The sequence below is a fragment of the Streptomyces sp. NPDC004658 genome, assembly GCF_040609555.1.
Taxonomy (GTDB): domain Bacteria; phylum Actinomycetota; class Actinomycetes; order Streptomycetales; family Streptomycetaceae; genus Streptomyces.
In genome coordinates this window covers 42201-50780 of sequence record NZ_JBEXKG010000048.1, presented here as the reverse complement: position 1 = coordinate 50780, position 8580 = coordinate 42201, and the positions used below count along the sequence as shown (strand labels likewise).

Annotated in this window: 8 protein-coding genes; 5 read left to right on the top strand and 3 right to left on the bottom strand. The window is 73.0% G+C overall.

What is annotated here, in order from left to right; translation table 11 throughout:
- Both ABZV94_RS18910 and ABZV94_RS18905 read right to left on the bottom strand, forming a co-directional pair.
- Positions 1-1023, bottom strand: a 1023-nt coding sequence (locus ABZV94_RS18910; protein ID WP_356341503.1) for a HEAT repeat domain-containing protein, incomplete at its 3' end; no start/stop codon positions are given.
- A 300-nt stretch (positions 1024-1323) separates the two neighbouring features.
- Positions 1324-1716: an ankyrin repeat domain-containing protein gene (locus ABZV94_RS18905; RefSeq protein WP_030985309.1), complete on the bottom strand. Its 393-nt coding sequence runs from the start codon at positions 1714-1716 to the stop codon at positions 1324-1326.
- Between the two features lie 295 nt (positions 1717-2011).
- Here ABZV94_RS18905 and ABZV94_RS18900 point away from each other — a divergent pair, with 295 nt between their 5' ends.
- Entirely contained in the window at positions 2012-2206 is a 195-nt protein-coding gene (locus ABZV94_RS18900) for a hypothetical protein (RefSeq protein ID WP_014671463.1), read from the top strand.
- 40 nt (positions 2207-2246) lie between these two features.
- A complete protein-coding gene (locus ABZV94_RS18895) occupies positions 2247-3866 on the top strand; it encodes a hypothetical protein (protein WP_356341501.1) in 1620 nt (539 codons plus the stop codon).
- Positions 3867-3932: 66 nt separating this feature from the next.
- On the opposite strand, the gene ABZV94_RS18890 is transcribed toward ABZV94_RS18895, so the two are convergent.
- Positions 3933-5441 (bottom strand): PLP-dependent aminotransferase family protein, encoded by a 1509-nt coding sequence (locus tag ABZV94_RS18890; RefSeq protein ID WP_356341500.1) that lies wholly within the window; start codon positions 5439-5441, stop codon positions 3933-3935.
- A gap of 103 nt (positions 5442-5544) precedes the next feature.
- Here ABZV94_RS18890 and ABZV94_RS18885 point away from each other — a divergent pair, with 103 nt between their 5' ends.
- Genes ABZV94_RS18885 through ABZV94_RS18875 form a run of 3 tightly spaced genes read left to right on the top strand, consistent with a single transcriptional unit; the run spans position 5545 to position 8391 of the window.
- On the top strand, positions 5545-6216 hold the full coding sequence (locus ABZV94_RS18885) for a hypothetical protein (protein WP_356341499.1): 672 nt from the start codon (positions 5545-5547) through the stop codon (positions 6214-6216).
- Positions 6213-6989, top strand: a complete 777-nt coding sequence (locus tag ABZV94_RS18880; protein ID WP_356341498.1) for a glycerophosphodiester phosphodiesterase — start codon at positions 6213-6215, stop codon at positions 6987-6989. The genes ABZV94_RS18885 and ABZV94_RS18880 overlap by 4 nt, the downstream gene beginning before the upstream one ends.
- A 55-nt stretch (positions 6990-7044) precedes the next feature.
- Entirely contained in the window at positions 7045-8391 is a 1347-nt protein-coding gene (locus ABZV94_RS18875) for an MFS transporter (protein WP_356341497.1), read from the top strand.
- The last annotated feature ends 189 nt before the right edge of the window (positions 8392-8580 follow it).

Below are 8580 nucleotides of genomic sequence, written 5' to 3'. Positions count from 1 at the left end.
GTCCTGTGCGCCGCCGCGGCAGGCGAGCATGCGGCCGGCGGCGGCGCCGAGCGCGTCGGGGCGCTGGGCCCAGCCGCGCGCGCGGTCGACGGCGGCGATGCTGCGCATCCGTTCGAAGGCGTCGACGGCGGCCTCCACGACGGGTGCCGTCCCGTCGGCGACGGCCGCCTCGATCAGGTCGAGCGCGTCGCGGTCGTCGCTGTCGGCGAGGTAGCGCAGTGCGGTGCAGCGGGCTCCGTCGGTGCCGGTCAGGGCGGCCTGGAGGATCTCGGGCCGGTCCTCCGGGCCGGCCACGGCGACCAGGCAGCGGGCGGCGGGCACATGGAGGGCGGCGCCGCGCTCCAGCCCCTGCTGGGCCCACTCGAAGACGGCGCGGACGCTCCAGTCGGGGCGGGGGCCGCTGGGCCGCATCTGCCGCTGCCAGCGGTCGAAGCAGCCGGCCTCCTGGGCGGCGCGCACCCGCGTGGCGATCGAGGCGCGCGGATCCTCGGCCCACAACCGCCAGGGCCGTGGTTCGAAGGCGTCGCGTACGGCGGCGGCCAGCTTGGCCTCGCCCTCGGGATCGGTGGCGAAGCGGGCCAGGACGGGGGCGGCGAGGGCGCGCAGGCCCGCGTCGTCGTCCCTGAGGGCCAGCTCGTCCAGGGCCCAGGCCCAGTTGGAGCCGTGCGCGGCGTACCTGCGCAGCAGTTCCAGGGCGTCGCGCCTGCCGTAGGAGGCGAGGTGGCCGAGGACGGCCAGGGCCAGGCCGGTGCGGGACTCGTCGGTGTCGACGACGTCCTCGGGGTCGAACAGGTGCGCCTGAACGGCGTCCAGCTCGCCGTTGAGGTCGAGGTAGAGCCGGGCGTAGTACAGGGAGCGGTTCTCCACCTGCCAGTCGTGGCGGGGGTCGCGCAGCACACAGTGGTTCAGGGCCGCGAGCGCTTCGGCGCGCGGGGCCGTGAGCGCGTGCAGCGTGCCGTCACCACGGCCGCGCTGGAGCAGGCCGAGCAGCGTACCGCTGGGCGCTATGACCGGATCGAACATGGGAAACAGCCTCACATCAAGCGTCGACGCAACCGGAAAACATGCATTACCTGGCCGCGTGACACAACGTCGGAGTGCCCGCCGTCTCTTGCTCGCTGTAGACCATCTCTCTCTGCCTCTCGTCGGTGGCCCATGCGGACCGCATCACGGCCCGCGCGGTGCGGCAACACCTGCCCAGCCATCGCGTCCGTGAATCACGACGTCATGATGACCCGCGGTGTGTGCTGCCGCGACCGTATTTCCGGCGGCCCTGTACCGCCTCCCCCGTTTTCCGTGTCGTACCTGGTCAGTGTGTCGACGTCAGTGGACGCCGAACAGTTCCAGAAGCTCTGTCTTGCCGAACATCCGGGCCGTGTCGACGGCCGACGGCGTGCCTGCGGAAGGATCGGCTCCGCCCTCCAGGAGGGCCTTGATGACGTCCGTCTCACCCTTGAAGACGGCACCCGCGAGCGGGGTCTGACCCCGGTCGTTGACCTGATCCGCCGCCGCGCCGCGGGCGAGCAGCGCGCGCACCGCGTCGGCGTGACCGTGGTAGGCGGCGAGCATCACCAGGGAGTCGCCGCGGTCGTTGGTGAGGTTGGCCGGAACACCCGCGTCGACGTACGCCACGAGCGCCTCGGTCTGCCCCTGCCGGGCCAGATCGAAGATCTTGGTCGCCAGCTCCACGACCTCGGGGTCGGGAACTTCACTCATCGGCCGGACCGCCTCTCCATGTGCTGATTCGGGGACTGCTTCGTACGAGTGAATCGCCAGCGTACTGGCTCGCGCGGCACATGAGCCGATCTGCCCGAGGTAAAGATCAGCAGCAGCGTCCACCGAAGCCACCGCACCGGCAACAGGCCTGGTCACGCGGGGTCTGACCCGCTCGCCCGAGCGGGGGAAATCCACCGTTTTTCACCCAGTTGCACCTTTAATCGTATGGATACATCCTGTGATCCTGGAAGAACTCATGGTGACTGTCCCCCACCATCGACACCAGGAGGCCCAAATGATCCTCTCGCTCTCAGGCGTGCTGCTGCTCGGCGTCGTCGTCTTCCTGTTCTTCCGCAAGGACGGACTGAAGGGCTCGCACGCCACGGTGTCGGCCCTCTTCGGCTTCTACCTGTCGACCACAGGCATCGCCCCGAGCATCAAAGCCGGAGGGGAGAGCCTGGCCAGCCTCCTGGGCGGCATCAAGTTCTGACCCCGCCAGTCCCGCCCGCACGCACCAACAGGAGACAGCAGTGGCCCGGCGCCCTCTCCCCCGCATTCTGAGCAAGGACAGCGCCCAGATCGCCCGGACGCAGATCGCCCGGAGCAAGGAGCTGGCCCGGACGGCGGCCGACAGCGCCACCGACGTCCTCCACCCGCTGATCACCGTGACGCGCGGGCTGCGTCTGCTGGCCTCGGCCGGCCGGCGCAGGTGGGTGGACACGCCCAAGGACAAGCGCGGGCCACTGCTGTTCTTCGTGGCCTCCGTGGTCCTGATCGTGGCCCTGATGCCGTACGGGCCGCTGCTCGCCGTCATCTCCGTGATGGCGGCAGCGGCCTGGCACGGCCGCGACCGCACCCCGTCGGCGCCCGAGGGTCCCGACGAGTCCCAGACCCAGCGGCTCCAGGCGCTGTACGAGGCCCTGGTGCCGTACTTCTCCAGCCCGGAGGATCCGGCGCCGCTGTACACGCACGGCGGGGAGTGGGAGAAGGCCTACGCGGCCCAGGAGTTCGACGACGCGGGGCGCATCGGCCACCTCGTGATCCGCTACCCCGCCTACTTCCCGGACGGCGAGCCCGCGGCCCGCGCGCGGATCGAGCAGCTGCTCACCGCCAAGGCCGGACGGAGCCGCGAGTACCGCTTCGCGTGGGACGAGGAGGGCAACCAGCTCACCGTCACCGCCCTCCCCCCGCTGCCCGCCGACATCCCCGCCCAGCGTTTCGTCACCGCGCCCGGCGAGACCGTCCTCGGCTTCACCGACCCGACCGAGGTCCAGCGCACGCTCCCGCTCTCCTACGGCGAGGAACGGGTCGACGTGCCGCCGGTCGTCTGGCGCACCGGCATCCGCTCCACCGAGCCGCACCTGCTGGCCATGGGCCACCCCGGCAGCGGCACGTCCACCCTGCTGCGCTCCGTCGCCGTTCAGGCCCTCCAGTACGGCGACGTGCTGATCGTCGACGGCGGCGGCACCGGCGAGTACGCCTGCCTGACCGGACGGAGCGGCGTCCTGGCCGTGGAGTGCGCGCTGCCCGGGGCGCTGGCCAGCCTGGAGTGGGCCGCGCAGGAGACCGAACGGAGGCTCGTCGCGATCAACCTGGCGCGGCAGGCGGGCGACCCGCCGCCCCCGGACACCCGGCGCCCGCTGTGGATCCTGCTGGACCGCCCGAGCGTCTTCGCGCACCTCGCCCTCGCGGACGGCCGCAAGGACCCGCAGGCGCTGCTCCAGGTGCCGCTGCGGCACGGCCGCGCGGCGAACGTGACCGTGGTCGTGGCCGAGCAGTTCGACAGCGCGGAGGCGCTGACCGACGCGGTACGGCAGCACACGCGCGCGCGTGTCGTGCTCGGGTCCGCCGCGCCGGAGCAGGTGGAGGCGGTACTGGGGGCGCCGCCGCACACCACGTCGACGGCGCATCTGCCGCCCGGGCGGGGGTACGCCCGGCTGGGCTCCGGCCCGGTGCACCGGCTCCAGGTGCCGCGTACGCCGGATCCGTACGACGACGCCACGAGTGATGCCGACCGGCAGGCGGTGCTGGAGCTGCTGCCACCGCGGACCGCTGCCGTGGAGGCGGAGCCCGCGGACCTGTCGAAACCGACGGCGGCGGCGGACAAGGCCCCGGTCCCCGCGGAGGCCCTGGCGGCGGAGTCCTCCTAGGCCCTCCCCCTCGCATCGTCCCGGCGCCGCGGCCGGGCGGCGGCTCGCCGCCCGGACCGGCCCCGCCTACGCCACGAACGTCCTCGGCGCCTCGCCCGCCCCCGTCGCCCCCGACTCCACCAGCCGAGCCGCGGCGGCGAGCCGCACGGCCGCCTCGTCCGCGACCGCTCCCCCGACGGTGAACGGAAGCCGGACATAGCCCTCGAACGCGCCGTCGACGCCGAAGCGAGGACCGGACGGGACACGGACACCGGTCCGTTCGCCCGCTTCCGCGAGGCGGGAACCGGAGAGCCCGCCGGCGCGCACCCACAGCGTCAGGCCGCCCCGGGGCACCTCGAACTCCCAGTCCGGAAGTTCCCGGCGCACCGCGGCCACCAGGGCGTCCCGGTTCTCCCGGGCCTGCGCCCGGCGCAACTCGACCGCCTGCTCCCAGCCGCCGGTGCTGAAGAGCCAGTTCACGGCGAGCTGCTCCAGCACCGGCGTGCCGAGGTCGGCGTAGGCCCGCGCGGCGACCAGGCTGCGGATGACGTCCGGGGCCGCCCGCACCCAGCCGATCCGCATCCCCGCCCAGAACGCCTTGCTGGCCGAGCCGACCGTGATCACCGTGGAGCCGGCCGGGTCGAAACCGCACACCGGACGGGGCATGCCGCCGTCCCGGAACTCCTCGTCGAGCCACAGCTCACTCATCGTCTCGTCGGCGACGAGCACGGTGCCGGCCGAGCGGGCCGCGTCCACCAGCCGGCGCCGCTGGTCCTCGTCGGCGAGCGCCCCAGTGGGGTTGTGGAAGTCGGCGACCACGTAGGCGATCCGCGGCGCGGCCTCCCGCAGCACCTGGCGCCAGCGGTCGACGTCCCAGCCGGACAGCCCCTCGGCCATCGCGACGGGCACGAGCCGGGCACCCGCCTCACGCATCAGCTGGAGGATGTTGGCGTAGGACGGGGACTCCACGGCGATCCGCTCGCCCCGGCCCGCGAAGAGGTGGCAGATCGCGTCGATGGCGCCCATCGCGCCGGTCGTCACCATGATCTGCTCCGGCATGGTGGGGATCCCGCGCGCGGTGTACCGCTCGGCGATCATCGAGCGCAGCGCGGGCAGCCCGGCCGGGTAGTCGCCGTGGGTGTGGGCGTACGGCGGCAGCTCCTCCAGGGCGCCCTGCACGGCCCGGGTGAGCCACGGTTCGGGCGCCGGGAGCGAGGCGCAGCCGAGGTCGATCACCGAGCCGAGGGCCTCGGGCGGCAGGGGTTCCAGGCCCCGGGCGGGGATGGGGTTGCCGGCCGGTACGGCGGTCCAGCTGCCGGCGCCGCGCCGGGACTCCAGGAAGCCCTCGCCGCGCAGCGCCTCGTAGGCCGCCGCCACGGTGGTGCGGCTGACGGACAGGGCGAGGGCCAGCTCGCGTTCCGCGGGCAGGCGCGCGGCCACCGGCACCCGGCCCTCCAGGACGAGCAGCCGGATGCCGTCGGCCAGGGCGCGATAGGCGGGGGGACGGCGGGTGCCGGGTCCGGCCGGGCGGTCCTGCTGGGAGTTGAGGAGCCGGGCGAGCTGCGCGGCCCCCACGGCCGAGGTCCACTGCGCCATGAAGATCAGTCCACCTTCCCCGAATTGGCCATGGATGACGATTCATCCCAAGCCACAGAGTGTCATGCGTCAGGCCACCACGACCACCCAGGGGGGTATTTCCATGTCCATTCCCAGTACGGCCGCTCCCGGCCGCCCACTCGGACTGAGGCTGGTCCAGCTGTACGCGGGCCTCGCGCTCTACGGCGCGAGTTCCGCGCTGCTCGTGGCGGCGGGCCTGGGTCTGGAGCCGTGGAACGTGCTGCACCAGGGGCTCGCGGAGCTGACCGGGCTGAGCATCGGGGTGGTGTCGATCATCGTGGGCGCGGCGGTGCTGCTCCTGTGGATCCCGCTGCGCCAGCGCCCGGGGCTCGGCACGGTCTCCAACGTCTTCGTGGTCGGCCTCGCCATGGACGGCACCCTCGCCCTGCTCCCGGACGCGCGCTCCCTCGCCGCCCGCGTCCCGCTGCTGCTCGCGGGGATCGTGCTGAACGGCGCGGCCACCGGCCTCTACATCGCGGCGCGCTTCGGGCCGGGCCCGCGTGACGGGCTGATGACGGGGCTGCACCGGCGCACCGGCCGGTCGATCCGGCTGATGCGGACGGCGGTCGAGGTGGCGGTGGTGGTCACCGGATTCCTCCTGGGCGGCACCATCGGGGTCGGCACGGTGCTGTACGCCGTGTCCATCGGCCCGCTGGCCCAGGCCTTCCTGCGGGTGTTCGCCGTCCCGGCGGCATCGACGGGCAGCACGGTCGTTGCCGCGGCGACACCCGGGCGCGCGATACTGCGTCCGTGAACCTCACGACACCGCGCCCGCGCCATCCGTACCTGGACCACCCGGTGCCGATCGCCTTCGCCCACCGGGGCGGGGCGGCCGACGGTCTGGAGAACACCGTGGCGCAGTTCCGGCGCGCGGTGGAGCTGGGCTACCGCTACATCGAGACGGACGTGCACGCCACGGCGGACGGCCGGCTGGTCGCCTTCCACGACGCCTCCCTGGACCGGGTCACCGACGGCGCGGGCCGGATCGCCGACCTGCCGTGGGCGCAGATACGGCACGCGCGCGTGGGCGGCCGTGAACCGGTGCCGCTGTTCGAGGAGCTGCTGGAGACCTTCCCCGAGGTGCGCTGGAACGTCGACATCAAGGCGGAGCCGGCGCTGCGCCCCCTGCTGGAGCTGATCGAGCGCACGGACGCCTGGAACCGGGTCTGCGTGGGCTCCTTCTCCGAGGCGCGCGTGCTGCGCGCCCAGCGGCTGGCGGGGCCGCGGCTGGCCACCTCGTTCGGCACGCGCGGGGTGCTGAACCTGCGGCTGCGCTCGTGGGGGCTGCCGGCCGCGGTGCGCCGGTCGGCCGTGGCCGCGCAGGTTCCGGAGGCCCGGTCGGGCGTGCCCGTGGTCGACCACCGCTTCGTCCGCGCCGCCCACGCGCGCGGGCTCCAGGTGCACGTGTGGACGATCAACGAACCGGAACGGATGCACCGGCTCCTCGACCTCGGGGTTGATGGCATCATGACCGATCACATCGACACGTTGCGCAAGGTCATGGAGGACCGCGGCGTCTGGGTCTGAGCGCCCGCCCGCCCCGGCCGAGCCTTCGCAGTTGAGCGGGGAAGCGAGGGCACGGGTGAGCACCGGCACCGTGCGGGCGGAGGCGGCGGACGAAGCCGCCGGTCTCAGGCGCGAGCAGCGCGGCTGGTACGTGTACGACTGGGCGTGCTCCGTCTATTCGACGAGCGTCCTCACCGTCTTCCTCGGCCCCTACCTCACCTCGGTCGCCGAGCACGCGGCCGACGCCGAGGGCTATGTGCACCCGCTGGGCGTCCCGGTCCGCGCGGGCTCCTTCTTCGCCTACGCGGTGTCCCTGTCGGTGGTGCTGGCCGTCGTCGCGATGCCGCTGGTGGGCAGCGCGGCCGACCGCACGGGCCGCAAGAAGCCGTTGCTCGCGGCGGCGGCGTACACCGGTGCGGCGGCGACCACGGGCATGTTCTTCCTGGACGGCGACCGGTACCTGCTCGGCGGGGTGCTGCTCGTCGTGGCCAACGCGGCCCAGTCCGTCGGGATGATGCTCTACAACTCCTATCTGCCGCAGATCGCGCCGCCCGAGCAGCGCGACGCGGTGTCCTCCCGGGGCTGGGCCCTCGGCTACGCGGCGGGCTCGCTGGTCCTCGTCGGCAACCTGGTGCTGTACTCGGCCCACGGCTCCTTCGGCCTGTCCGAGACCGCGGCCGTCCGCGTCTGCCTGGCGTCGGCCGGCCTGTGGTGGGGGGCCTTCACCCTCGTACCGCTGCGCAGGCTGCGCGACCGCCGCGCGCGCGGGGGCCGGGCCACGGCACCGGGGCTGCGGCAGCTGGCCGCTACGGTCCGGGACATGCGCCGGCATCCGCTGACCCTGGCGTTCCTTTTGGCGTACCTCGTCTACAACGACGGCATCCAGACGGTGATCACCCAGGCGTCGGTATACGGCTCCGAGGAGCTGGGTCTCGGCCAGTCCACGCTGATCGGCGCGGTCCTGCTGGTGCAGGTGCTGGCCGTGGCGGGGGCGCTGGCGATGGGGCGGCTGGCGCGGAGGTACGGCGCGCAGCGGACGATCCTCGGCTCGCTGGTGGCGTGGACGCTCACGCTGGCGGCCGGCTGGTTCCTGCCGGCGCGGGCGCCGGTGTGGTTCTTCGTGCTGGCCGCGGGGATCGGCCTGGTCCTCGGCGGCAGCCAGGCGCTGTCCCGGTCGTTGTTCTCCCATCTGGTGCCGCCGGGCAAGGAGGCCGAGTACTTCTCGGCCTACGAGATGAGCGACCGCGGGATGAGCTGGCTCGGCCCGCTGGTGTTCGGCGTCACCTACCAGCTGACCGGCAGCTACCGGTCGGCGATCTTCTCGCTGGTGTCCTTCTTCGTCCTCGGCTTCGTCCTGCTCGCGCGGGTCCCGGTGAGGCGTGCGATCTCCGAGGCGGGGAACCCGGTTCCGGAAAAGATCTAGCGCCGATTTAGCACTCGGCGTGAAAGGGCGGTAGTGTACGCGTTTGGCCTGCCAGGCGTACCGTTACTGCGCGTCAAAGATGCCGAAACGCTGGGTGACATCTGCTAGCAGATGTGACAAACCGGGCGCCTGTGGGTAGAACAAGGGGCGGCTACGACGGCGACGCATGACCCGGAACGGGACTCGGAA